Source organism: Bradyrhizobium sp. 62B, assembly GCF_030272265.2.
In the GTDB taxonomy this organism is placed as follows: domain Bacteria; phylum Pseudomonadota; class Alphaproteobacteria; order Rhizobiales; family Xanthobacteraceae; genus Bradyrhizobium.
This window is the reverse complement of the sequence record NZ_CP092842.1, coordinates 807,245-830,956: the sequence shown is the minus strand read 5'-3', so window position 1 is coordinate 830,956 and position 23,712 is coordinate 807,245. Positions and strand designations below refer to the sequence as shown.

The 23,712-nt window shown below is 61.9% G+C and carries 22 protein-coding genes and 2 pseudogenes; 19 read left to right on the top strand and 5 right to left on the bottom strand.

The window, feature by feature from the left end; genetic code table 11:
* Positions 1-4: 4 nt before the first annotated feature.
* Together ML401_RS38725 and ML401_RS38720 are read left to right on the top strand one after the other, a co-directional pair.
* Positions 5-799: a class I SAM-dependent methyltransferase gene (locus ML401_RS38725; protein ID WP_285813055.1), complete on the top strand. Its 795-nt coding sequence runs from the start codon at positions 5-7 to the stop codon at positions 797-799.
* A gap of 10 nt (positions 800-809) precedes the next feature.
* Positions 810-1,814: a metallophosphoesterase gene (locus ML401_RS38720; RefSeq protein ID WP_285813054.1), complete on the top strand. Its 1,005-nt coding sequence runs from the start codon at positions 810-812 to the stop codon at positions 1,812-1,814.
* Between the two features lie 636 nt (positions 1,815-2,450).
* Here ML401_RS38720 and ML401_RS38715 read toward each other — a convergent pair.
* A pseudogene (locus ML401_RS38715) lies at positions 2,451-3,358 on the bottom strand (type IV secretory system conjugative DNA transfer family protein).
* A gap of 1,004 nt (positions 3,359-4,362) precedes the next feature.
* On the opposite strand from ML401_RS38715, the gene ML401_RS38710 reads away from it, so the two are divergent.
* The 7 genes and pseudogenes from ML401_RS38710 (at position 4,363) to ML401_RS38680 (ending at position 10,442) form a co-directional block, all read left to right on the top strand.
* Positions 4,363-5,319, top strand: coding sequence for an ArdC family protein (locus ML401_RS38710; RefSeq protein WP_285813053.1), 957 nt, complete (start codon positions 4,363-4,365; stop codon positions 5,317-5,319).
* 113 nt (positions 5,320-5,432) lie between these two features.
* Positions 5,433-6,185: pseudogene (locus ML401_RS38705) on the top strand (ParB/RepB/Spo0J family partition protein); the annotation flags it as partial.
* 6 nt (positions 6,186-6,191) lie between these two features.
* Positions 6,192-6,629, top strand: coding sequence for a strawberry notch-like NTP hydrolase domain-containing protein (locus tag ML401_RS38700; RefSeq protein ID WP_376717466.1), 438 nt, complete (start codon positions 6,192-6,194; stop codon positions 6,627-6,629).
* Positions 6,629-7,690 (top strand): toprim domain-containing protein, encoded by a 1,062-nt coding sequence (locus tag ML401_RS38695; RefSeq protein ID WP_285813052.1) that lies wholly within the window; start codon positions 6,629-6,631, stop codon positions 7,688-7,690. The genes ML401_RS38700 and ML401_RS38695 overlap by 1 nt, the downstream gene beginning before the upstream one ends.
* 331 nt (positions 7,691-8,021) lie before the next feature.
* On the top strand, positions 8,022-8,945 hold the full coding sequence (locus ML401_RS38690) for a DUF2493 domain-containing protein (protein WP_285813051.1): 924 nt from the start codon (positions 8,022-8,024) through the stop codon (positions 8,943-8,945).
* Between the two features lie 138 nt (positions 8,946-9,083).
* The gene (locus tag ML401_RS38685) at positions 9,084-9,566 is read left to right on the top strand and encodes a hypothetical protein (RefSeq protein WP_285813050.1); all 483 of its coding nucleotides are present in this window, start codon (positions 9,084-9,086) and stop codon (positions 9,564-9,566) included.
* A 555-nt stretch (positions 9,567-10,121) separates the two neighbouring features.
* Positions 10,122-10,442 carry a DUF736 domain-containing protein gene (locus ML401_RS38680; RefSeq protein WP_285813048.1) on the top strand — a complete coding sequence of 107 codons (321 nt, stop codon included), beginning with the start codon at positions 10,122-10,124 and terminating at the stop codon, positions 10,440-10,442.
* A 109-nt stretch (positions 10,443-10,551) separates the two neighbouring features.
* On the opposite strand, the gene ML401_RS38675 is transcribed toward ML401_RS38680, so the two are convergent.
* Together ML401_RS38675 and ML401_RS38670 are read right to left on the bottom strand one after the other, a co-directional pair.
* A complete protein-coding gene (locus ML401_RS38675) occupies positions 10,552-12,126 on the bottom strand; it encodes an MFS transporter (RefSeq protein WP_285813408.1) in 1,575 nt (524 codons plus the stop codon).
* Positions 12,127-12,714: 588 nt separating this feature from the next.
* The gene (locus tag ML401_RS38670; RefSeq protein ID WP_285813049.1) at positions 12,715-13,980 is read right to left on the bottom strand and encodes an IS256 family transposase; all 1,266 of its coding nucleotides are present in this window, start codon (positions 13,978-13,980) and stop codon (positions 12,715-12,717) included.
* Positions 13,981-14,651: 671 nt separating this feature from the next.
* Here ML401_RS38670 and ML401_RS38665 point away from each other — a divergent pair.
* Positions 14,652-14,972: a DUF736 domain-containing protein gene (locus ML401_RS38665; RefSeq protein WP_285813048.1), complete on the top strand. Its 321-nt coding sequence runs from the start codon at positions 14,652-14,654 to the stop codon at positions 14,970-14,972.
* Between the two features lie 60 nt (positions 14,973-15,032).
* Here ML401_RS38665 and ML401_RS38660 read toward each other — a convergent pair whose 3' ends face one another.
* Positions 15,033-15,260 (bottom strand): helix-turn-helix domain-containing protein, encoded by a 228-nt coding sequence (locus ML401_RS38660; RefSeq protein WP_285813047.1) that lies wholly within the window; start codon positions 15,258-15,260, stop codon positions 15,033-15,035.
* A 127-nt stretch (positions 15,261-15,387) separates the two neighbouring features.
* Between ML401_RS38660 and ML401_RS38655 the strand changes: the two genes are divergently transcribed.
* The 5 genes from ML401_RS38655 to ML401_RS38635 all read left to right on the top strand — a co-directional run bounded on the left by ML401_RS38655 (position 15,388) and on the right by ML401_RS38635 (position 17,913).
* Positions 15,388-15,660: a DUF2285 domain-containing protein gene (locus ML401_RS38655; RefSeq protein WP_285813046.1), complete on the top strand. Its 273-nt coding sequence runs from the start codon at positions 15,388-15,390 to the stop codon at positions 15,658-15,660.
* A 164-nt stretch (positions 15,661-15,824) separates the two neighbouring features.
* Positions 15,825-16,016 carry a transcriptional regulator domain-containing protein gene (locus ML401_RS38650; RefSeq protein ID WP_285813045.1) on the top strand — a complete coding sequence of 64 codons (192 nt, stop codon included), beginning with the start codon at positions 15,825-15,827 and terminating at the stop codon, positions 16,014-16,016.
* A gap of 169 nt (positions 16,017-16,185) precedes the next feature.
* The gene (locus tag ML401_RS38645) at positions 16,186-16,596 is read left to right on the top strand and encodes a DUF2285 domain-containing protein (RefSeq protein ID WP_285813044.1); all 411 of its coding nucleotides are present in this window, start codon (positions 16,186-16,188) and stop codon (positions 16,594-16,596) included.
* A 130-nt stretch (positions 16,597-16,726) separates the two neighbouring features.
* Complete coding sequence (locus tag ML401_RS38640) at positions 16,727-17,008, top strand: AlpA family transcriptional regulator (protein WP_285813043.1); 282 nt, start codon at positions 16,727-16,729, stop codon at positions 17,006-17,008.
* A gap of 23 nt (positions 17,009-17,031) precedes the next feature.
* Positions 17,032-17,913, top strand: a complete 882-nt coding sequence (locus tag ML401_RS38635; protein ID WP_285813407.1) for a replication initiator protein A — start codon at positions 17,032-17,034, stop codon at positions 17,911-17,913.
* 587 nt (positions 17,914-18,500) lie between these two features.
* Here ML401_RS38635 and ML401_RS38630 read toward each other — a convergent pair.
* Positions 18,501-19,550, bottom strand: a complete 1,050-nt coding sequence (locus ML401_RS38630; protein ID WP_285813406.1) for an IS110 family transposase — start codon at positions 19,548-19,550, stop codon at positions 18,501-18,503.
* 278 nt (positions 19,551-19,828) lie between these two features.
* Here ML401_RS38630 and ML401_RS38625 point away from each other — a divergent pair, with 278 nt between their 5' ends.
* The 4 genes from ML401_RS38625 to ML401_RS38610 all read left to right on the top strand — a co-directional run bounded on the left by ML401_RS38625 (position 19,829) and on the right by ML401_RS38610 (position 23,702).
* Entirely contained in the window at positions 19,829-20,293 is a 465-nt protein-coding gene (locus tag ML401_RS38625) for a DUF2840 domain-containing protein (RefSeq protein WP_285813042.1), read from the top strand.
* On the top strand, positions 20,290-20,802 hold the full coding sequence (locus ML401_RS38620) for a S26 family signal peptidase (protein WP_285813041.1): 513 nt from the start codon (positions 20,290-20,292) through the stop codon (positions 20,800-20,802). Before ML401_RS38625 ends, ML401_RS38620 begins: the two co-directional genes overlap by 4 nt.
* Before the next feature lie 2 nt (positions 20,803-20,804).
* A complete protein-coding gene (locus ML401_RS38615) occupies positions 20,805-21,701 on the top strand; it encodes a lytic transglycosylase domain-containing protein (RefSeq protein WP_285813040.1) in 897 nt (298 codons plus the stop codon).
* Between the two features lie 243 nt (positions 21,702-21,944).
* A complete protein-coding gene (locus ML401_RS38610) occupies positions 21,945-23,702 on the top strand; it encodes a DUF3363 domain-containing protein (RefSeq protein ID WP_285813039.1) in 1,758 nt (585 codons plus the stop codon).
* Positions 23,703-23,712: the final 10 nt, after the last annotated feature.

Genomic DNA, 23,712 nt, shown 5'->3' with positions numbered 1-23,712 from the left:
ATCGGTGGCATCTGAAGCGACCAAACAGGCCAGCCCCTACGACGGGTTGGCGACGCAATATGGCCGCGCGCGTCCGAGCTATCCGCCCGACAGCGTTGCTTTTCTTCAGGCCGCTGAAGGCGATCTCGTCGTGGATGTTGGGGCCGGCACGGGGATATTCACCCGCCTGCTTGCGGCCCGTCTACCTTGGGCGCGGGTGATCGGAGTCGAGGCCAGCCAGGACATGCATCGCGAGGCGGAGCGGGCCTCCGAAGGCGTCGCAAATGTCTCGTTCATCCGGGGCACCGCAGAGTCTCTCCCGCTCAATGACAATTCGGTTCGTCTTCTGACGGTCGCGACTGCGATCCATTGGTTCGACAGGCCGGCCTTCTACAAAGAGGCCGTCCGCTGTCTGCAGCCGGATGGCGAACTGCTGGTCTACCAGAACATCCGGCGCTGGTGGCAAAGCGCGTTTCTCGCGGATTACGAGACCCTCCATGAAAGAACCGTGCAGGACTATCGTCGCGGTCGTTATCCGGCGGCCCATGGTGGTTTTGATGAGCTCAACGTGGCGCGCGAGCTCCGTTCAAGAGCTGACTTCTACGATGTCAAGGTCAGCGAGTTCGTCTGGTCGCTCAAGATGTCGGCTGATGAGTTCGTCGGCTTCAGTCTGTCGTCATCCATCACGCAGCGTGCCATCAGAGAGATGGGCCGCGGAGCCTATTTCGAAGCCCTCCACGCGTTGTTCGATCGGCACGCCGTGGAAGGCCTCGTTGAAATATCTTACGTGACCAAGGTGACATTAGCCAAACCGAGTTGAGGAAAACAGGGTGAGCAGCCGTTCTGTCCCAGCGCCGCAATCCATTGACGTCTCGCATCCGCCGATCCGGATCATCCAGATATCCGACCCGCATCTCAGCGCGGGGCGGCCATTCTTCCAGCACAATTGGGAGTTGTTGGTTGATCTCCTCAACGAGGAGACTGCCGAGATTATCATTTGTACGGGCGACATGACTATCGATGGCGCCAACGTGCAGACAGAGCTTGCCTTCGCATCACAGCAGTTCGAGCGAATCTCGAAGACGGTTTTGTTCGTTCCCGGCAATCATGACATCGGTAATAGTATTCCCGACGTCCGCGGAGGCGAAACCGTGATCACGGAAGCGAGGCGGCGAGCCTACCGGCGCTTCTTTGGAAACGATTGTTGGTTCCGCGACATCTGCCCGTCGTGGCGTTTGGTTGGTCTCAATTCTATGCTGTTCGGCAGCGCTATCGCAGGCGAAGAGCAACAATGGGAGATGCTGGAGGAGGCGATCCAAACCGCCGGCGGTCGCTCAGTGATGATCTTCCAGCACAAGCCGCTCTACCATCGAACGGCAGACGAGACGATACCGACCCAAAGTGCCATCTTTCCTGAGCACAGGGCTCGGCTGCAGAAGATTCTTTCGGGTGCCAAGCGGCCCATTGTCTGCAGTGGCCATATCCACAGCTATCGAACCGCGCAGTGGGGTAAGATTGCGCAGGTTTGGGCGCCCTCGACGTCTTTCGTTATGTCGATCCCTAGCCAGAAGCCGGTGAGAGGGATGCGCCGGGTCGGATATCTGCGCCATATACTCAATGGAGCAACAGCGCGTCACGAATTCGTTGAACCTAGCCAGTTCATCAATATGGACGTGGGGAACTGGGCCAGGGATCCGCGTGGGTTTCATGCCCGTTACGCGACCGAGTCGCTGCGTGGCCTCGTGCTCGATCCCGCGTTACCCCATGAAACCATCGAGCCGGGCTCGGAAAAGCCAGGGTTGCCGGGAGCAGCTCGCTCGGTAGCAGGTTCGTGATCGTGAAATGGCTAGAGTACACGCCAGGCCGGACGGATAGGTTTGGAAGCAAGCGAGGTTCGCCGCGGCCGCCATTGGGATGATGGGCACGGCATACTGGATCTTATGTTCGCCCTCTGCGCCGACGGGCGGTCCGCCCCGCGGCAAGCTCCTCTTGAGGGTTGCGCCGGATGCGTCCGGCAAGGAACAGATGGTGCAAGTCCATTGCGATGAAGGAGTAGCGCGCGAGATGGCCCAAGGCGTGCGGCACCGTCCGTGAGGGCGTTGGCAAAGCGTCGGCTGGGGGGAGCGTGCAGGCCAGCCATCGAACTTGCGAAAGAAGATTGTCCCGACACCCGACTCTGTATCCAGAGCGGAAGGTGACGCGGACGATACGCGAGCACCTGGACGGCTCGGCCTGGTCGTTGCCTCTGGCATTATGAACGTTCCAGGGGAAAATAGCTGGAGCATGCGCTTATTGCTAGAACGGGCCTGCTTAAGATGCCCCTCGTTGATCGGGTCACTTGCAGGCAGGCGTGCAATGAGTTTTGACGGCTATCATTACGTTGCTGCTGTACGAGCGGGCCGCGGCGTTCTAAGTGCCTCGGGCGGCGCGAGCCTTTGTGGCGCTAACGCCGGCTGTTACAGCTCTCGCGGCTATTCCGATACTCGATTCTGGCTTGCAATCACAATGATCTCGATCGGCGTGAGCGAGGTCCAGTGCCGGCTTCGCGGCTGTGAATTAGCTAATGCCTCATATTTGCTCCGCCCCGATTGACTGCCGGTGGAACCTGTTCTCGCGGACAAAGCTCGCATGTCGCCGCGCCGGAACCAGATGGCGCGTCCGCAGCGCAGCGGCGGATTGGCCGCCGTGAAGATGATCTGTTCGTCGGCCCGCATGCGCAGCACCTCATGCGGAAGGATCAGCGCCCGCCACGTGAGTTGTTTGGAACGTGTCCGCGACAAGCCGAAATTTGCGACGAGCGGCTGAGCTGGTCCACTCGACCGTCGTGTCGCGGCAGCGCCTCGAATGTAGTCGGCGGTTGCGTGATCATTGGAACGAGATCCATGACGCTCTCGAGCTATTTGCTGGTCGCGTCGCGTCCGCCATAGGCCTCCCGCATCTGCCCGATTCTGATAGAGCATCAACTAGTGATGCCGTACGTACGACCGGCATCGCGCGCCGTCCCAAGGATGTAGATAGCCGCGACGGGCGGCCCCGTCGAGCAGAAACAGGGTGCGGTCGCCGACCTCACCATTGCGCTTGTAGATCGCATTGAGCAGGGCGCCGATGATGACACGGGCGCGGTCGGCATGGTTCTCCAGCGTCTTCAGGTCGAGGTTGATGAAGACGTCGGTTCGGCCTTCAGCAAGCTCGCGGTCGTGAAGCTTGCCCCTGACACTAGCGCGGCATAGTTGGCGTAAGAGAGCCAGTGGATCTCCTTCACCGCGTTGGCGTAGACGCCGCTGAATGTCTCCGGCGTCATCCCGATGAACGACGCAACGTTCTCCTTCACGAACTCCGGTCCCGAATTGTCGTAGATCGTCTGAAGCCGCTGGCGCAGCGTCGGCTTAAGCTCAGACAGGTTGGTGCGGACTTGGCGCAGGTGCTGGGTCCCTCCTTTCCGTGTGACCGTACAGGGGGACGTCGGGCGATCAGGAGGTGCAAGGCTGAGGCGCCGAAGAAGTCGTCGCGAGCCCGCGTCCTTTCTTCACGAGTCGTATATCAATGACGATTTCGTCCGTCATCCAGGATCATGGCGACGCGATCGTTGCCGGAAAGGCCAATGCCGACGAGACCATGCCTAACCTTGCTGCCTCTACTTTTACCTTGCAAGCCAACGAATTGAGGGCGAGCAGATCCACTTGCGCAACATCCGCGCTTGCGAAGGCAAGCGACGCACGGTTGCCGCTATGGGAATTATAAACCCGAGCCTATGCGTTTGAAGTCGACTCCGACCGAACGATCTATGATTCCCAGACGAAAGCGGACGGGGGTGACAATGACTCCGCTTTGGCGCGTGCGGCTCTCACCACTTCGGGCTCGCGTGAACCGAGCCGCACGGCGCCTCGGCCATCCGGGTTTGATCCCTGGCTCAAAGAAGAAGCGGAGCTCCTCGCCGGGGGCACTCGGAAAAGGGTCCCGCCGTCATGAAGGATGACGGCGTCGCTATCACTACCCCGTTCCCGGGTGCCCTTTTAAAACCGGTCTCGTCGCTGCACTCGGTCCCGCGTGCCGCCTTCGGCGGCGCTATGCTCACGCTCTTGCGGGTGCATTTTTCGTCGAGACGATGCGCGGATCGCGCCTGGTCTGGGACTGTCAACCCCGCTTGAACGAGGCCCTACGATGAATGAGAGATAATGCGGGTTGCTCGCGCTTTGCGGGTGTCTGAATTGTCCCTTGAGGCGTGGAGCAGAGGGGCTTGGCTCCCGGGGAGCCGCCTGGGGCTGAGATAACGCCGTATTGGTCCGGCCCGCAGAGGCTTGAGAGTAAGAGTAGCAATCGGGTGTGGCGGTGACGGGTTTTGGGTTGCGAGAGAGGCTCGCACCGCCCGTCGGGAGACAGCCGATGTCAAGACATGCTCTCGCGAAGCGCACGGGCGAGGACCGAACCAACCTCTATGACGAAATCACCAATAGGATCATCGGAGAAATTGAAGCCGGGCGTGTGCCATGGGTCCAGCCTTGGGGAACGCCTTCCGCAAGCACCTCCCTGGCGATGCCGAGAAGCGCTGCGAATGGCCGTCGATATAGCGGCATCAACATCCTGATACTTTGGGCGGCTGCCACTGAGCGCTCATTTACCGGCCAGAGCTGGCTGACCTTCCGTCAAGCCTTGTCCGTCGGTGGTCACGTCCGCAAGGGCGAGCGCGGCACGACCGTAGTCTTTGCCGACCGCTTTGTACCGGCCGACGAAAAGCGCAGCGGCCGCGAAAGCGGCGAGGAAGCGCAGGCCATACCGTTCCTCAAGCGCTTCACGCTTTTCAATACCGACCAATGCGAAGGCCTTCCTCCGGAGGTCGCGACGGCGCCGCAGCCTATGCCGCCAGGCCGGATCGAGCCGCAGGTCCAAAGCCTCATCCGGGCGAGCGGGGTCGACTTCCGGATCGGCGGCAACCGTGCCTTCTATGTCCCGGCAGAAGACTATGTGCAGGTGCCGCCGCCGCAAGCCTATTTCGAGCCGATCAACTGGCATCGAACGGCCCTGCATGAAATGGCCCATGCCAGCGGCCATCCGTCACGTCTTGCCCGTGACCTATCGGGTAGCTTTGGCAGCAGGACGTATGCCTTCGAGGAGCTGATCGCCGAGATCTCTTCCGCGTTCACTTGCGCTTCGCTCGGTATCGTGCCGACCGTGCGTCATGCTGATTATATCGGCTCCTGGCTCGACGTGCTGCGCCAGGACAATCATGCCATCGTGCGAGCCGCTTCGCAAGCGAGCAAGGTTGCGGATTATCTCCTCGGGTTCTTACCGGAAGGCTCCCTTGAGGCGAAGACGGCCAAAGCCAAGCGGGAGGCGGCGTGATGCCTCTCTCTCCACCACCGCGAAACGAGAGTGAGAGGAGGGCGGCGGTTATTCGCGACGGATTGGAGAGGCCGAGAGAGAGGCTCTCGGCTGCTCATCGTGGAGAACCGCGCATGACCAAGACTATCCAAAAGATCACGCTGTCGCCTTGTGACATTCCCTTCAACAAGCGGGTGCTGAGCCAGCCCAAAGTGCGGCGCGTGAAAGCAGGCGTTTCAATCGAGCAGTTGAAGAGCATCGCACAACCCACGCTTCTGCAAAGCCTGAACGTGCGGACCGTCATCGACGTCGACCGCAACGAGACCGGCATGCTCGAGGTGCCGGCGAGCGGCCTGCGTTATCGCACACTGGACCTTCTAGTCGAGCAGAAGCACATGGCAAAGACGCAGACCGTGCCCTGCGTGGTGCGCGAGGGCAGCATCGCTAAAGACGACCCGCTAGCCGAAAACGATGAGCGGGTCGGGCTTCATCCGCTCGATCAGTTCCGGTCCTTCCAGGCCTTAAGCTGCCCAGGGATTGCCGAGGAGGATATCGCGGCTTGGCACTTCGGGGGCCCGACTGTCGCGAAGCAGCGGCTGCGCCTAGCCTGTGTCTCACCAAAGCTGCTCGAAGTCTATGCCGAAGATGGCATGAGCCTGGAAAACCTGATGGCTTTTTCTGTGACAGCTGATCCGGCAAAGCAGGAGCAAGTCTGGGACAGCGTCAGCGGATCCGGCTATGACGAGTCCCACCAGATCCGCAGAGTGCTCACGGAAAACACCGTGTGGGCCTCCGATCGGCACGTGCGATTCATCGGTTTTGATGCATGCAAGCAAGCTGGCGGCGGCATTCTGCGCAACGAGCATGTTTTCCCTTTCGACCAGGGCACGGCGATCCTGCTGCCGGAAGGCATCCTATTTGCCACCTACGCTACGCCGCGCACCGACGAGCGCGGCGAGAGGCTTTCGCGCGTGCGCCAGATCATCGCATGGTTGGTCCCGCACTTCGCCCGAGTAAGCGCTTTAGACGAGAGCCACGCCATGCAAAAGGCCGAAGGCCTGAAGGGCGATCGCGGCGAGCTCAAGGCATGGGCCGAGAGCATTGTCGTCACCGAGCGGCGTACGATCTATGCGCATTCCGCGTGCGGCACCGAAACGCGCTGGCTCACGGTCACCATCCGCGACCGACTGCGCAGCCTCGGCGTGTTTGCTGAACTCATCTCCTGCAGGCTGCGCATGCTCGTGCCGGTGGATACGCGCGGCGACGAAGTGCTCGCAAGGCTGCTTGCGCGCTTTCCGCTGACAGGCGTCAGTGACCGGGAGGCGGCGTAATGGCTTACGAGCCTTCTGAACTGGCACGTCGCCTCGCGCGCGAGGCCGAGGCGGTGTGCCGACACTATCTGTCTAATGGCAAACGGCGAGGGCGCTACTGGGTCGTTGGCAATGTCCACAACGCGCCGGGCCGCTCGATGTTCGTGCGGCTCCAGGAGTCGCACAAGGGCCCCGCCGGCAAGTGGACAGATGCTGCAACCGGCGAACATGGAGATCTCCTCGATATCATCCGCGAGAGTCTCGGGCGTTCTGACTTCCGCAAGGCTGCCGAAGAGGCAAAACGCTTCCTCGATCTACCTCGTAGTGGGCCGGACACCCTCTCGAAACCTGTTCGGCTCGCGGTACCAACCGGATCGCGAACGGCCGCCCGCCGGCTCTTTGCGATATCGGGCCCGATCGAGGGGACCTTGGCCGAGACTTATTTGGAACGCCGCGCAATAGCGCCTATCCACCATGGCGGCAGTCTCTGCTTTCATCCGCACTGCTACTATCGCCCGGACGAGCATTGGCCGACCGAAATTTGGCCTGCGATGATCGCCCGCGTTACTGATCTTAAGGGCCACATCACAGGCGTGCACCGGACCTGGCTCGACCCGAACAGCTTCGATCGGGTGCGGCTCGGCAAGGCGCCGGTCGAGACACCGCGACGGGCGATGGGCGACCTTCTTGGGAATGCCGTTCGCTTCGGCGTGGCGGACGACGTATGTGCGGCTGGGGAGGGGATCGAGACTATGCTATCGCTGCGGTGCGTCCTGCCGACCATGCCTATGGCGGCCGCACTGTCGGCGGGTCACCTCGCAGCCATGTTGCTGCCTTCCAACCTGCGTCGCCTATACATCGCGCGCGACGCCGATGCCGCCGGCGATACGGGGCAGGCCGCTCTGACCCAGCGCGCGGCAGAGGCCGGCATAGAGGCGGTTCCGCTGTCGCCGCGGTTTGCCGATTTCAACGACGATCTGCGTGTCTTCGGCGTTGAGGCCTTGCAAGCGGCCTTGAGGATCCAGCTCGTGCCGGACGATGTCACTCGCTTCCTGCAGCCACTCGGGATTGCAGCGGAATAAGCCTCCTCGTTCGGTCGATCATGAAAGGTCGGACATCGCAGAGGCCAATGCCGGAACGACGCGAGGCCCCGGCCTTCTAGAGGGCGATCGGACGGCAAGCGGCCCGGGCCGGCAATGGCTTTGAAGCGGCTATTTTCCGCCGCGCGACATCATGCAAGTGGATGTCAGGATTTAAACGGCGCGCTTTGCATCGCGAGGCAAAATAGCCGCACCAAGCCATCCTTCGCTGCCGCTTCGGCCCTTCGGGTTCTGGCCCAGTCCGCCTGCCGTCTGAAGTGATCGCCACGAAGGCCGCGATGGGCGCGGTCGATCCGGCAGAGGGCCCTCCGATATGACCGACCATGGCGACATCGAGCCACAGCATGCTTCTTCTCCGACCGGCCACGTGCTCAGTGAACTGCAACTGTTCGGCTACCGTCCCCTCGATGACAATCCCGATCCAAGGCCACTGCCAGACGCCAGGATAATTACCGGCGCTGTTGCAGACATGTTTGACGCCCTAGTTGCCTCATTGAGCGATACCCGGCTGGAGCCTGACCTCGGTGGTCTCCTCTGGTCGACGGTCAACCTGTTCCATCGCGCCGTCGAACGCATCGAACGAAAGCTCGACGTCAACGAACAGGCGCAGCAGAAGAGCCAGCGCGAGCAGAACGGCTCGGAAGTGCGCTCGGTCGAGCTCGAGCGCCTGACGGCGGAGGGCATTTCGCTAATCGAGCGCCGCAATTGCCTCGAGCTGTTCCGCGACCAGGCGATCGAGCGCTTTGAGGTCCACGCCGGGACTGCCTGGCGCCCGCGGTCGGGATCGCTGGTCAACCACCGCATGCTCACCGCGGCGATGATCGACTCTCGCGACTTTCTCGCAGCCAAGCGCCGCACAGAGACCGAAATCATGGTGCCGCCGGGTCCGAAGATCGCCCTGACCGGTGGGCTCGACTTCAACGACTATAGCCTGATCTGGGATCGGCTCGACAAGGTGCACGCCAAGCATCCCGACATGGTGCTGCTGCACGGCGCCTCGCCAAAAGGCGCCGAGCTGATTGGCTCAAAATGGGCAACCAGCCGCAAAGTGCCACAGATCGCATTCAAACCGGATTGGACCAAACACGCCAAGGCCGCCCCCTTCAAGCGCAATGACGCGATGCTCGAACTACTGCCGATCGGCGTCCTGCATTTCCCCGGCACGGGCATTCAGGACAACCTTGCCGATAAGGCAAAGCGGCTTGGCATTCCGGTCTGGAGGTTCGGCGGCGCGTGAGCGCCGTCTTGCCGTCAGCCGACGAGTGGCGACGCCGCACGCGCCGCAACTCCGCCTCGTTTTGTTTATACGTCAGCGGCTGCGCCATGGTGGTGGTGGAAGGCGCGAGCGCTCACGCCATGCCTTGGAGCCACCACGATGCTCGCCCTCGGGCTTCTCCTCAATATTGCTGGTATCGGCCTGTTTTGCTGGCTCGTCGTTGTGCTGGCGGTCTATGCGCTGCCGCTTTTCGTTGCGGTCAATATCGGATTGATGGCGTTCAACAGCGGTGGGGGCATTGTCGGCGCACTGCTCGTCGGCACAGTTTGCGCTGTGCTCACACTCGCAGCCGGCCAGCTGGCCATTACCCTTAGCCGGCACGTGACCCTGCGCCTTGCGATTGCGGCCGTGTTCGTCGTTCCGGCGGCCGTCGCCGGCTATCACGTGGTGTTCGCGCTCTCACAGATCGGAGTGCCGTCGCTGGCTTGGCGCGAGACCTTTGCGTGGCTGGGCGCGGTTTGCATCGGCGCTTCGGCATTCACGCGCTTGAGGATAATCTCGAAGACCCGCCCGATCGAGCCGGAAAGGACGGGGGGAGAGCCGTCTCGACCCGTTCTCACAGCCGCGGCAAACGAGGGATGAACTTTCCGCGCCTTCATCGTCGAATGTTCGCAGAATAGGCCCCGTTGACGACGGATGATGCTCACCAGAGCAGAGGAAGCGGGCTATCTTCTCAGAAGCCTTCGAGCAGGTGCTGGAGATTCCCAATCCGGCACACATAGCTGCCGCGGCTGGACCAAGCGCACCGCTTGACCGCTTTGCAGGCACGATCCCGCCCATTCCCGCAGATTGTTTCTCTTTCTTCGCCGAACCGTTCCGACCTCTTGTGCAGAGAAGCCGAGATTCGCCAAGTCTTCTCCCGGCGTTGTGGTTCAGCACGCGGGACCCACGTGGCCTCTTTGATGGCTCGATCTGGCCGAAGACCGGCTGCGCCTCGATCGTCTGAGCCGCAACGCCGTCTTGCGACTTTCTTCCCCTGGGCTGACGCCCATTCCTCGCGAAACAAGAAAGTCGCCTCAACAGCGTCCTCCGCTGCGCTTCGGCCCGAAGGCGGGTGCGTCGCCGATCGTCCTCGCCCTTCAGATCGCCATCGAGGCCGCGGTGGTCGCGGGCTCGAAACACAACAGGAGAAGCAACATGGCTAACATCGGAACTTTCAAGAAGGTCGGCAATGATTTCCACGGCGAGATCGTCACGCTGAGCCTGCAGACCAAGGGTGTGCGCATCGTCGCCGAGACCAACCGCTCCAACGAGAACGCCCCCAGCCATCGCATCTATGTGGGCCGAGCCGAGATCGGCGCAGCCTGGTCGAAGCGCTCCGAAGAGGGCCGCGACTACCTCTCGATCAAGCTGGATGATCCCTCCTTCAACGCGCCGATCTACGCCAACCTGTTCGACGACGAAGGTGGCGAAGGCTACAACCTGCTCTGGTCGCGGCCGCGCAAGAACGGGGAGTGAGCCTCTACAAGCCCCGCCCGGTTCGCTGGGCGGGGCATCGATCGTAGAAGGCTGTCGCCATGACGCCAAACCGCGGTCGCATCCGCTGCTTGCCCCCAACTGCGGACAGTCAAGCTACGCCCCGAGCAAGACTCTCGATCGTGCGGCGCACTCGCACTTTGCCGGGACCGACGTGGTAGTCCTTGATCACGCCATCCTCCAGAGCCCGCTCGGCCAGCGTAGAGCGGTTCCGCTGCCGCAGATAGTCATGCCATGTGTGGAAGTGATAGCGCTCGATCCACGCTTCTGGGTCTGCCATGTTTTGTGCGATCGACCAGCCGTAGGCGCCATTGCGCTGCCTGACGAGCCGAACCTCTTGCATGGCCTCCCGAAAGTCCGGAGCGTTTTTCTGCTCCACCCGATATTCGATCTCGATCACCACAGGACCGTCGCGCCCCCTGACCGGCAACCGCACCTGCGGATCTTCGAGGAGGCTTCCCTCTTCGGCACCCTCACCAACAGAAGGCATCCGCAATCGTAGGCCGACCAGGGGAGATGCCAGCATCAGCGAGGCTGCAACAAGCAGGGCTGTTTCGACGCCGGCGATGTCGGTGAGGTGTCCCCACCCCCAGCTGCCTATGGCAAGGCCGCCGGATGCGGCGGCCTGGTAGGCCGCCAGAGACCGCGCGGCAACCCAGCCAGGTGCAGAAAGCTGTACGCCGATATTAAGCAGCGTCCAAGACAGCGTCCACCCGGTGCCAGCCAGAACCAACCCGAACGCAGCCAGGAACGCATTTTGGCTGAGTGCCAAAGTTGCAATACCTGCCGCCAATGAGAGCGCGCAGCATCTCATGGCAACTTCGCCACTTAAGCGCTCGCGCACCAGAGAAATATTCGCCGCTCCCAGAATGGCTCCTAGGCCAAAGGCGCCCAGCATCACTCCGTAGGTTGGCGCGCTGCCGAGGAGGCGATCACGTACGACCAAAGGCAACAGCGCCAGGATAGCTCCGCTAACCAACCCGAAGATGATCGTCCGAACCAACACGATCATGATAGGTGGCGAGTTCGTAATGTACCGGACGCCCAACAGAACGGCATGGCCGAGCCGTTCCGGTGGGAGACGAGACCGCTGACCTGCCCGCTTCCACAGATAGAGAGCGGCGATAAGTGGCACAAACGAGATCGTATTGAACGCGAACGCGGCTACGGTCCCGGCGGAGGCCACAATGATACCCCCGATTGCCGGACCTACGCTCCGCGCGATGTTATAGCTGATACCGTTCAAGGCAACTGCGGCTGGCAGGGCTTGCGGAGGCACCTGTTCGCCTACTGCCGCTTGCCATGCCGGTCCCAACATTGCGGTGCCACAACCCGCTGCAAAGCAAAGACCAAGTAAGAGGTCCGGCGTCAGCAATCCGAGCAAAGCAAGCGCCGCCAGCGTCGCACTGGCGGTCAAAGCAATACCGAGCGAAATCAATGCCACGATGCGTCGGTCATGCAGGTCAGCAATTGCGCCTGCCGGAATCGCAATGAGCATCACGGGCAATCCGAGAGCGGTTTGGACCAGCGCGACCTTGTCCGCTGACGATGACATTTCGGTCATGGCCCAGGCCACCCCGACACCCTGCACCAAACTCCCGAGATTTGATGCCAGGCTAGCGATCCAGATCCGGCGGAACGTGCGGTGCCGTAGAGGAGCGATAATGCTATCCGCCTTGGCAGAGTGGAGGCGACCTCCGGGGGCAGGCGGGCTTGGCTCGGTTTCCCCGGTCCTCTCGCCTGTCGGCTCACGCGGAGCTGGGGCGGGACCGTTCAACGAGCGAAGCGAATGATCTGGACACACGAAGGTCTTCCTTTCGGCGGACCTTTTCACAGTCCTACCGATCCCTTAGAATCACACATCATACCTATCCCCGCCGAAGAATTGCAGTGACGAAGTCTTGCTTCACGCCGGATTGCGGCACCTAGAGGGCAAATGCCGTAAGCGGGATGAATTGCACCTGACAGGGTAGTGGCTCGATGATGAGCTGAGAGCCGCGATATCTGATTTTCGGCGTCCGGGGCCGTACCGATCAGTTCGCAGATGCCCTGCGGTACGTGCACGCAGCAATGCCTGGCTTGAGGCCTTCACCTGAATGGCCTTAATCTGCATGGTGAGATCGCGTTCGCATCTATGACACTGCTTGGACAGACGTACTCGACTGGGCGGCCGAGGTGGTGAACAACCGACTCACCCGATAGTTACCGCCGCGGTGCGCAAGAGCTATGGCTGATTCTGGGTGACGCGGCCTGATCAGGCGGCGTGGCTTTCAGCGGTCGGAATGACCTCGATGCCGTCAGTAAACTTTACACCGGCGATGACCTTCGGCAACTGATTTGTTCCTTTCAGTCGGCGCCAGGTCTTCGATGCGGCGTCGGTCAACTTGAACACCATCAGCTTCGTGGTTTTCGGCGAGAGCGATCCTTTCGTTCGCACCGTCCGGTGCCGCACCGTGGCGAACACGCTCTCGATCGGATTCGAGGTGCGCAGATGAACCCAATGCTCGGCAGGGAAGTCGAAGAACGCGAGCAGCGCCTCGCGATCCTTGATCAAGCACTCGACCGCAGGCCCGTATTTGGCACGGTATTTCTCGACGAAGGTGTCGATCGCGGTTTCGGCATGCGCCCGGCTCGGTGCCAGATAGACGTTCCGCAGATCGTTCTTCATCGCGCCCTGCACGGATTTGGCGACCTTGTCGAGCACGTTGCTGACTTTGTGGCACCAGCACCGCTGGTGTCGCGTGCCGGGGAAGACCTCATCGAGGGCCTTCCAGAACCCCAGCGCGCCGTCACCGACCGCCACTTCAGGAGCGATCCGCAGGCCGCGCTGCTTCACATCGATCAAGAGCTCACGCCAACTCTGGGCGCTCTCGCGGGCGCCCACCTGGAAGCCGACCAATTCCTTGCGGCCCTCCGGCGTCGCGCCGACCAGCACCAGGATACATTCGCTGTGATCCTCCATCCGGGCCTGCAAATAAACGCCATCGGCCCAGAGATAGACGTAGCGCCGCGCCGACAGGTCACGTCGCTGCCAACGCTCGTACTCGGCCTGCCAGTCGGCCGTCAGGCGTGCAATCACCGACGGCGACAGGTTCGGCGCATCCTTGCCGAGCAGCGCCGACAGCGCGTCCTGGAAGTCGCCAGTCGAGATGCCGCGCAGGTAGAGCACTGGCAGCAGGGCATCCAGGCTCTTGGTGCGCCGCGCCCACAGCGGCAGGATCGCCGAGCTAAAGCGGATCCGATTGGCCCCGGAGGCGCCGCGGTCCCGAACCTTCGGCCGGGCGACCTCCACCGGGCCGATGCCGGTCTGAATTTGCCGCGCCGGTCCATAGCCGTGCCGGACCAGCCGGGCCCGGCCGTCGGGCAGTGTCAGCTCGGACGTGCTGGCCAGAAACGTATCGACCTCGATCTCGACCGCCCTGGCAAGCAGCTCGCGCGCCCCAGCGCGGAGGATATCGGTCAGTGGATCGTCAACCGTGGAGGGCTGACGAAAAGCAAGAACGTTGGTAGTCTCGGTCATGGCGTATCGCTCTCCTTGAGAGGTTCTGGCAGGCTGGACACCCGCCTCGATACGCCGCCTCTCTCAACCCGTCATCACCCAGTTTCGGCCATAGCTCGGTGCGCAAAGCCGGACCGTTTTGGCGCGTTCCTCATCGTCATACAGATTTCTAAGATTGGTAGCCGACGAGGCATGATGTCGTGTGAGCAGCTTAACGGCTTGCCTATGAAGTGCTACGAACAAGCAGCACGGATTATCACGTCTCGCCCCACATAGCTCCGGCGCCGGGACGAAGCGCACCGCTTGACCGGCTTTGCGGGGACGATTCCGCCCTTTCTCGCAGATTGTTTCTCTTTCTTCGCCGAACCGTTCCGACCTCTTGTGCAGAGAAGCCGAGATTCGCCAAGTCTTCTCCCGGCGTTGTGGTTCAGCACGCGGGACCCACGTGGCCTCTTTGATGGCTCGATCTGGCCGAAGACCGGCTGCGCCTCGATCGTCTGAGCCGCAACGCCGTCTTGCGACTTTCTTCCCCTGGGCTGACGCCCATTCCTCGCGAAACAAGAAAGTCGCCTCAACAGCGTCCTCCGCTGCGCTTCGGCCCGAAGGCGGGTGCGTCGCCGATCGTCCTCGCCCTTCAGATCGCCATCGAGGCCGCGGTGGTCGCGGGCTCGAAACACAACAGGAGAAGCAACATGGCTAACATCGGAACTTTCAAGAAGGTCGGCAATGATTTCCACGGCGAGATCGTCACGCTGAGCCTGCAGACCAAGGGTGTGCGCATCGTCGCCGAGACCAACCGCTCCAACGAGAACGCGCCCAGCCATCGCATCTATGTGGGCCGAGCCGAGATCGGCGCAGCCTGGTCGAAGCGCTCCGAAGAGGGCCGCGACTACCTCTCGATCAAGCTGGACGATCCCTCCTTCAACGCGCCGATTTACGCCAACCTGTTCGACGACGAAGGTGGCGAAGGCTACAACCTGCTCTGGTCGCGGCCGCGCAAGAACGGCGAGTAACCAGATCTGAGCGCCGCGCCCCGCCCATCCGGCGGGGCGCCATGCGGCAGCTTAGCGGCTTTACGCTTTGCTAGCCCGTGCCGGTCTCTTGAGCAGTTCAGCTGGTTCAGTGTCCAATGCCGATGCAATTTGTCCGAGCACGGTGACACTTGCTGACACATCGCCACGCTCGATGGCACCGACGTAACGGGCGCTTAGACCCGCGCGTTCGGCCAACTCCTCTTGCGTCATTTGTCGATCGTGGCGTTTCCGACGCAGGTTTAGAGCCATGATCTCTTTGAGATCCATGGCGTATGGGAACCTGAACCGGAATGATCGTTCTAGGAACGATCGTTCCTATTCGTCCAGGTTTATGCTATTCTTGGCCGTCGCTCGTCCAGAATCCGAGCAGTATTTCATTCTTTGTTGTGAGCCCATGACCAAGCTCATCTTAGGTCCCGAAGTGGCCGATGCCCCTCCCGCTGGGGACGCCATGACCTCCTACGACGAACAGCATGTCGTGACCTACATGCGCCTTCTGCAAGCGGAGAGTGAGGGAGCCGATTGGTCCGAGGTCGCTCGAATCGTGTTGCACATCGACTCCGATCGCGAGCCGGAGCGTGCGCGTACCGCATACCAGACACATGTTCAGCGCGCGAAGTGGCTGACCGAACAGGGACGTCTGCTGCGCGGACCCGGTTCAGCCTAGAATAGTTTTCTCAACGTCGTTGGTTCTGGCAACACTTTTTCTCGGCGCTCGGGCGCGGTGACTCATGTGCACCACGTGGTGACAAGCTGGCATCTTCTCCAAGCGGCTTGTTCGCAGCTATTGCGCCGCCATCATCGTTAGCTTTTTGCAATGAGGCGGACGTTATGGCCCAAGTCGATTGGCGTTCCCCGGACTCCTACGACTACTTGAAGAATGCTGACCCCACTGAGATCGCTTGGGAGTTCTTGCGTCGCAATCCTGAATACCAACGTGACTACCAGGCTATGATCGCCAAGACCCCGACGGGTGTCACCGAGGAATTCAGGAGGAAGTGGGGCATCTGCTTTCGCCCATGACCCACAGCGGTCCTTTGATCAACAGACAATCTTTTGGGCGCCCGAGGCGCTGCCGGATGTCGTCCCGGTTGCGGTAACAGCGTCAGGCGCTGACCCGAGCGCGCCGGCTCTACCTCTATTCGACGTCTCGACGGCCGAAATGCGTCGCGCCGCTGATGGGTGGCACGCCGTGCTGCGCATCGGGACCGTGAACCACCGAGTCTGGTTGAAGGATGAACCTTCCATCGGCCATCGCTATGCCGCTAAACTTCCCTTCGATGTGAACTTGCCGGCGCGAGCGCATGCAGCTCGCAGATTGTGGCGCGCGCTCGATGGACGCGCGCCAGGCCCCGCTTTCCACGAACTCTCCAAACAGCGCCGGGATCGCCTAAGACAAGCTGCGCGTGCGCTCGACGGGCGTCAAGCGTGTAACACCTATCGCGTGATCGCGCTGGCACTGCTTGGAAAGAACAACGTCCCAAAGCAAGGTTGGAAAACCCACGATTCCCGCGGCCGCGTCACCCGCCTGGTGCACTACGGCCTGGCGTTGATGCGTGGCGGCTATTGCAAGCTTCTGCGTTCCGGCCGCAAGGGCAAATAGCCCCCGCCAAGGGTGGTCGAAATTCGCACCCCGATGTTCGGCATCCCCCTCCGAAGCCCTGCTTCTCCAAGATGACCACGCACACGCCGGCGCCCTCATGGGTGGTGCGCCGCCATCTTGGAGCTCTCAAATGCCCGATCCGACCGCCGGACTTCCTCCGCGCTTCCTGCGCACTCCCGAGGCTGCACGCTACCTTGGCCTGTCTGGCCGCACGCTGGAAAAACATCGCACTTACGGTACCGGGCCGACCTACCGGAAGATCGGCGGCCGCGTCGTCTACGCCTTGGACGACCTGAAAGCTTGGGCTGATCTTGGCGCCAAAACGTCCACTTCCGACCCTGGCAAAGGCACGGTGCTGCCGGCCAAAAAGCGTTCCCACTTACGTCGTTATGCCGGCCAGGAACACCGCTGATGGTCGCTCTGAAGGCAATCATCATGCGGCGCATTCAGCAAGCCGACCGCCATCAGCTTGAGCTTTTCCGCGCCCTGCCGGGAGATCTTGCTCCCCGCGATGCGCAGGATCTGATGGCTTATCCATTCTTTTCGCTCGCTAAGACAAAGAGGATCGTGCCCATCGATTTCCGTGCGGGAGCAACCGCAATCCGCGTCGAAGCCGTCCCGGAGCACGGCATGGCAACGATCTGGGACGCCGACGTCCTGATTTGGGCTGCCTCCCAGATCGTCGAAGCTCGCGATGCCGGTCTGAAGACATCGCGCCTGATAGCCGCAACGCCATATGAGATTCTGACGTTCGTCGGCCGCGGCACCAGTGCGCGCGACTACGACCGGCTGAAGGCAGGTCTTGACAGACTTCAGTCAACAACCGTGCTGACCTCGATCCGTCAACCCGCAGAACGGCGGCGGCACCGCTTCTCCTGGATTAACGAGTGGAAGGAAACCGCTGATGCATATGGCAGACCATTTGGGATCGAACTGATCCTGCCAGATTGGTTCTATGCCGGCGTCATCGATGATGCGCTCGTTCTGACGATCGACCGCGCCTATTTCGACCTGACAGGTGGTCTTGAGCGCTGGCTTTACCGGCTGGTGCGCAAGCACGGCGGCCGGCAGCGCTGCGGCTGGAGCTTCGACCTTGTCCATCTTCATGCCAAGTCCGGCAGCCTCTCGCCGCTTAAGCATTTTGCCTACGACGTTCGCCAGATTGTTCAGCGGCAGACATTGCCGGGCTATCGCCTCGTCCTCACGCGCGATCCGAACGGCCGCGAGCGGCTGAACTTCGCCTCGATCCCAAACCTTCCCCTCACGGCGCGCATCTCCGGCCGTCGTTCGGGACCAATTTCAGGGGACAACCTGTGAATCAGCTCGTGCTATCGGGGACCGCAACCCTCGTGCCATCAGGGACCAGATCATCGTGCTATCGGGGACCGGAAGCGCACCTAAAGGCTCGTGAACGCGCGCGTTTTTGGTCCTCTAACTTTACTAATATACTGACACTAACTTCTTGTTGTGAATCAGTACGTTGTGAACAAGTCGGCCGTGCGTGCAACGAAGATGCCTCATGCATCTACTCTGTCACGCGCAAAGCCTCTCTGCAATGCGATTGTTGTCGCCCATCTGCGCGCGCGAACGCAATCGCGCGCAAATCCTCGCGATCGTTGGCGTCGACATCATCGCCTGATGCGCGTCACGTCCTTTTGCGGCCACGCGCTCGTGGAGGAGAACTCGCTAATATCCGTGGTTGGCACGATGACCACCACAAGCCGGGATCTGAGGAATGGGCGGTCAGGCTAACCTGCGTCGTGCATGATGGCCTCAAAGCTCGGCATGAGGCCGCCGACAAGAAAAGTTGCGATCTCACCCAAATCCCCGCCCCCTCGGGAGACGCCGCTCCGCCGTGGCGGAAGGAAAAGGCGAGCGTGGAAGCGGCCGGGTCGCGGAGGCCCTTAAACCGCCGCAGCGACCCGGCCGCGCTTGCCGCCGGCACCAAACCGGAAGGTCGTGCCATCGATCCAGATCTTGTGCAGCAGCACGGCGAGCGCGCGCGCCCCCGCCGTTGCCGCGCGCTTCAGCCCCTTCTTCCTGGCCAGCCGCAGGCCCCACAGCCGCAGCTTAAAATTCTTATGGATCCGCGTCAGGATCGCGATCGCCGCCTCGTAGAGCATCGCCCGCGTCAGTTCGTCGCCGCATTTGGAGATGCGGCCGATCCGGTCGGTCTGTCCGGACTGGTAGCGCCGTGGCGTCAGCCCGAAATGGGCCCCGACATTGGTCGACTTCTTGAATCGGGCCGGCTCGTCGACAGTTGCGCGGAAGGTCAGCGCCACCAGCGCGCCGACACCAGGCACGGTCATCATCCGCCGCACCGCGCTGTCGCTGCGCGCTGCCGCCAGCGCCAGGCGCTGCAGTTTTGCCAGCTGCAGCCGCATCGCGCTTCGGGCGTCCAGCAACGGCGTGACGATCGCCTCCAATTCCTTCTTCCCGGCCAAGAGATCGCGCACCCGCGTGTCAAAACGGCCGACCGAGATCTCGCCGACTTTCAGTCCGAACGGCCGCAACAGGCCGCGGATCATGTTCTCCATGTCCAGCACCTTGCCGAGCAGCGCCTTGCGCCCGACCAGCAGCGCCCGCAGCATCTGCGCGGCATCCGACTTGACGTGGACCGCACGGAACCAGCCGGTCCGCATCATCTGGGCGATGCCCCTGGCGTCGTTGCGGCCGGTCTTGTTCAGCATGGCGTTCAGCGCCGCCTTGGCGTGCCGGGTCTCGATGCAAATCACGGGCAGGCCTTTTTCGGCGAGCGCCGTGAACAGCCAGGCCGAGTAGGAGAACGCTTCCAGCCCGACGCGCTTGAGGTGGATGCCCCATTCCGCCAAAAACAGCTCGATCGCATCCGGATCGGTCTCGAGTTTCGTTTCCCGGATGACCTTGCCGTCGCCATCCACCACGCAAACATTCGTCGCCTCCAGCGACACGTCGAGCCCTGCATAGAAGTCCATCATGCGCCTCCACCGCCGACCGCCGGACCGCACCGCGCGTTCCGTTCGCGAATCGTTGTGAAGCATTTTCGCAGCAGCACAGCCGGCGAGGGGGCACCGGTCAGTACCCCGGCTAACCAGAAATCCTTCGGATTTCTTCTAACGGAACTTGCGCCTGTCCGCATTGTGGAAGAGCGGCAGTGGCACGGACTTCGGTCGAGCTGCCTTCGAGTTCAGAGCCCGAACTCGTCCATCCAGATTGCCAGCCGTTGCCTTTTCGAGCATTCGGGAGAGGCAGCATGAGTGATCTCACCGAGGTGGAAGTGCTGTGGCTGGAGAAGCGGATCGAGAACCGGGTTCGATTCGGCCGCATTGTCGAGGAACGGAAGCTCGATCGCCATCGTCACGTCCTATCATTTGCTCCAGGCAGCATCTTTGCGTTCGTTCGCTGGACATCGAATGACTTCGGGACGGTCATTTCACGCATCGATATCCTGCGTGCCGTCGCGGCGGGACAGCGCTGCTCGACCGTGCCCTATGTGAAGCCCGGAGGCGACATTCTGCTTCGCCTTTCTGGCTGGCCGAAGGTCGAACGCGTGCTGCAGATGATCGATGCCGTCGAGGCACTTGGTATCGATCCGGCTGATGTCGCCCCAGATCATTGGCAGCATGTCCACAACCGTCTTTCCGTCAATGAAAGCCCGCGTCCCTACACGAAAGCTCGCCATCAGGCCTGGCTTCGCCGGCGGAGGATCACCCGATGAGAGGACGGATGATGACCCTGCTTGCAATGTGCGGGGCCGTCGCGGCGACCGCCGCAACCATCGTGGAAGAGCGAACGCCAGCCTTCATCTGGAATGCATCGCCGAGCGTGCCCATCGGCCTTTACCGCCTGCAAACCGCAGAGACTTTGTATGTCACGGAGTTGGTCGCGGTTCAGCCGCCTGAACCGCTGGCGAGCTTCCTCGACCTGAATGGCTATTTGCCGCTCGGCCTTCCTATGCTCAAACGTATTCTCGCGCTCCCCCGGCAGACCGTTTGCAGAACGGGCCTCGCCATCTCGGTGGACAACATTGCCGTGGGCAACGCGCGGGAGCGTGACGGACACGGCCGCCCGCTGCCGAACTGGCAGGGTTGCCGCGTCGTCGGGCCCGCCGAACTCTTTCTCATGAATTGGCAGTCGGATGAATCCTTCGACGGCCGGTATTTTGGCTTTCTTCCAGCCGCGGCCGTGATCGGCCGTGCGGGCCCGGTGTGGACCTCGGAGGAGTGATCATGTGTGTTCGACATGTTCCTTCCGCCATGCGCTCGTTCGATGGACCGCAAGGCCCTTTCTCCATTCCGGCTCATCGATGTAAAGGCGATGCGCGGGAGGAACACCTCGCGCGGCCGAACGGCGCGCACAAAAGCGCGCTCCATCGGAAAAAGGCGCGCACGAGGACGTACCCGGCACAGTTTGGCGCGCGCCTGTTCGCTGCACCCTTCCTGTTGATGGCGCTCGCGCTTTGCAGTGCTTCGGTCGCCGAGGAAACAGCACCTGGGGCGAAGCACGAAGGGACCAAGCCCTTCGACACTTACATCATCGAAGCTTCGCAACGCTTTGCAATTCCAGTCTCCTGGATCGTCAAGGTGATGGCTGTCGAGAGCGCTGGAGATGTTCGTGCCACATCGCCCAAAGGCGCCATGGGGCTGATGCAGCTCATGCCCGACACCTGGGCCGAATTGCGCCGCCGGCACACCCTCGGTAGCGATCCGTTCGACCCCCGCGACAACATCCTGGCAGGAGCGGCGTATCTGCGTGAAATGCTCGACCGCGTTGGACCGAGCGGCGTATTTGCCGCCTATAACGCTGGACCGCTGCGCTACCAGGAGCATCTTGCCGGGCGTCCATTACCCGTCGAAACCCAAGCCTATGTGAAGAGGCTTGGGTCCGTGCTGGGCATCGATAAGCAACCGACCTGGAAGGCTGGCGTCACGTCATCGGCATTGTCGCTGCTAGTTCCGCAGTCAACTCATAAGCCAACTGACATGCCAAGAACGGACGATCGGTCGACGAGGATTGTGCCTTCGGCAGGCATGATGAACGCTATCTCCTCGCGAGATGTTCTGCGGATGGTTCCAAGACCGATCGGTCTATTCGTCGCGCGGAGCGATATTCGAACCCTGCAATGATCAGAAGCGCGGTTGCGGAGCGGAGCGCATGTCAGCGAGCGATCGGCGAGAAGTGAGAGGGGCGGAGGCGAACGACCGGGCTAGGGCAAGATAAAAGCGGCTCGCCCGTCGAACGCCAAGCCATTGCCATGGCTTGGGTTCTGGCGTGCCGATCGGTCGCGGCGCGTGCCGCGCCTTAGAAATTCACAAGCAAATTCAATGCATCTTTCGGCACTGGCAAAGATTTACGAGGAAAGAACGATCGTGAACACCAAGGACAGCGAACTTCGCATTCGGCCCGGCCGCATCCGCAGCACGCGCGCGCCCAAGGCCCAGAGCTTCATCAATCAGGTGCTACAAGCGGCGCAGAAGGCGGGACATACCTCCGCCTCCTCGATGAGCCGCGGAGGACGCGTCGGGCGCTCGACGTTCGGCCGCGGCCGGCTCCAGTTTGCCCGCAACCGTCTGTTTAGCGCCCTGCGCCGCGTGACCGTGAAGGCGCGGGTCGCGCGGCATAAGGGATGGGCGTTCCGCTCGGCACCACTCGCGGCGCACATCTCATACCTTCGGCGCGATGGCGTGACCCGCGACGGTGAGAGAGCCTCGATGTTTGACGCAGATCGTGAAGAGGCCGATGGCAGCGCCTTCACCGAGCGTTGCAAGGGCGATCGGCATCATTTCCGATTCATCATCGCACCCGAGGACGGGGCCGAGATGAGCGATCTGAAAGCGTTCACGCGCGATCTCGCCAGGCAGATGGAGGCGGACCTCGGCACACGGCTCGACTGGGTCGCCGTCGATCACTGGAACACGGACAATCCGCACATTCACCTGCTCGTTCGCGGCGTCAGCGACAACGGTGAGGACCTCGTGATCTCCCGCGACTATATCAGCCAGGGACTACGCTCCCGCGCGGAGGAGCTGGCATCCATCGAGCTCGGCCCCAAAGCCGAGCACGAGATCCGCAATGCCCTCGAACGGGAAGTCTCCGCCGAAAGATGGACGCGGCTCGACCGCGAGATCCGTCTGGCTGCTGACGAGACCGGCTATCTCGACCTGCGGCCCGATCGGGGAGGGATATCTGATCCCGAGATCCGCCGCCTCATGATTGGGCGCCTTCAGCATCTTCAAAAGATGGGCCTTGCCTCATCGGCGGTACCCGGTGAGTGGATGGTGGGTTTGGACGCGGAACCCCATCTCAGAGATCTCGCAATTCGCGGCGATATCATCAAGACCATGTATCAAGCGATGACAGAGCGGGGAGAGGAACGGAGTCTCTCGGAATTCGCCGTTACGGGGGAAAGAACGACCGCACCGATCATCGGGCGATTATTGGCAACCGGGCTACACGACGAGCTCACCGGCGAAGCCTATGCGCTCATTGATGCGACCGACGGACGGCTCCATCACGTCCGCTTTCGTGGTCTTGAGGCATTCGAACAGACGCCCCCCATTGGCGGCATTGTCGAAGTCAGGCAGTTCGGTGGGATGGACGAGCAGCGGCCGACACGCGTGCTCGCCAATCGCTCGGATTTCGATCTTCCCGCGCAAATAGGTGCGCCGGGAGCAACCTGGCTCGACCACCGACTGGTCGAGCGCCATCCCATGCCGCTCGCCTTGGGCGGCTTCGGGCGGGAGGCTCGGCAAGCGATGCAGGCACGAGCCGAACATCTTGCCGAAGCAGGGCTCGCGCGCCGAGCGGGAGGGCGCATCATCCTGCAACGCGATCTCCTCAATACGCTGCGGCGCCGGGAGCTCGAGGCGGCCGGTGCCAAAATCGCGGCCGAGATTGGCTTGCCTCACGCGCAACCCGCAGCTGGGGAGCAGGTCGCAGGAACATACCGAAAGAGCCTGTCCCTCACGTCGGGCCGCTTTGCATTGATCGACAACGGGCTTGGCGTTCAGCTCGTCCCCTGGACGCGCGAACTGGAAACGCGCCTCGGCCAGCACGTAACGGGAAGCGTGAAGGACAGCGGCGGGATCGAGTGGAGTTTCGGCCGCAAGCGCGACCTTGGTCTTTGATTTCTTTGGC

Excerpts from the sequence above, each read along its gene's own strand:
- ML401_RS38685 (WP_285813050.1), top strand. The coding sequence starts at position 9,084 with ATGCTCGCCCTCGGGCTTCTCCTCAATATTGCTGGTATCGGCCTGTTT.
- ML401_RS38625 (WP_285813042.1), top strand. The coding sequence starts at position 19,829 with ATGAGTGATCTCACCGAGGTGGAAGTGCTGTGGCTGGAGAAGCGGATC.
- ML401_RS38710 (WP_285813053.1), top strand. The coding sequence starts at position 4,363 with ATGTCAAGACATGCTCTCGCGAAGCGCACGGGCGAGGACCGAACCAAC.
- ML401_RS38655 (WP_285813046.1), top strand. The coding sequence starts at position 15,388 with ATGACCAAGCTCATCTTAGGTCCCGAAGTGGCCGATGCCCCTCCCGCT.
- ML401_RS38670 (WP_285813049.1), bottom strand. The coding sequence starts at position 13,980 with ATGACCGAGACTACCAACGTTCTTGCTTTTCGTCAGCCCTCCACGGTT.
- ML401_RS38635 (WP_285813407.1), top strand. The coding sequence starts at position 17,032 with ATGCGGCGCATTCAGCAAGCCGACCGCCATCAGCTTGAGCTTTTCCGC.
- ML401_RS38640 (WP_285813043.1), top strand. The coding sequence starts at position 16,727 with ATGCCCGATCCGACCGCCGGACTTCCTCCGCGCTTCCTGCGCACTCCC.
- ML401_RS38690 (WP_285813051.1), top strand. The coding sequence starts at position 8,022 with ATGACCGACCATGGCGACATCGAGCCACAGCATGCTTCTTCTCCGACC.
- ML401_RS38680 (WP_285813048.1), top strand. The coding sequence starts at position 10,122 with ATGGCTAACATCGGAACTTTCAAGAAGGTCGGCAATGATTTCCACGGC.
- ML401_RS38620 (WP_285813041.1), top strand. The coding sequence starts at position 20,290 with ATGAGAGGACGGATGATGACCCTGCTTGCAATGTGCGGGGCCGTCGCG.
- ML401_RS38695 (WP_285813052.1), top strand. The coding sequence starts at position 6,629 with ATGGCTTACGAGCCTTCTGAACTGGCACGTCGCCTCGCGCGCGAGGCC.
- ML401_RS38660 (WP_285813047.1), bottom strand. The coding sequence starts at position 15,260 with ATGGATCTCAAAGAGATCATGGCTCTAAACCTGCGTCGGAAACGCCAC.
- ML401_RS38665 (WP_285813048.1), top strand. The coding sequence starts at position 14,652 with ATGGCTAACATCGGAACTTTCAAGAAGGTCGGCAATGATTTCCACGGC.
- ML401_RS38650 (WP_285813045.1), top strand. The coding sequence starts at position 15,825 with ATGGCCCAAGTCGATTGGCGTTCCCCGGACTCCTACGACTACTTGAAG.
- ML401_RS38630 (WP_285813406.1), bottom strand. The coding sequence starts at position 19,550 with ATGGACTTCTATGCAGGGCTCGACGTGTCGCTGGAGGCGACGAATGTT.
- ML401_RS38615 (WP_285813040.1), top strand. The coding sequence starts at position 20,805 with ATGTGTGTTCGACATGTTCCTTCCGCCATGCGCTCGTTCGATGGACCG.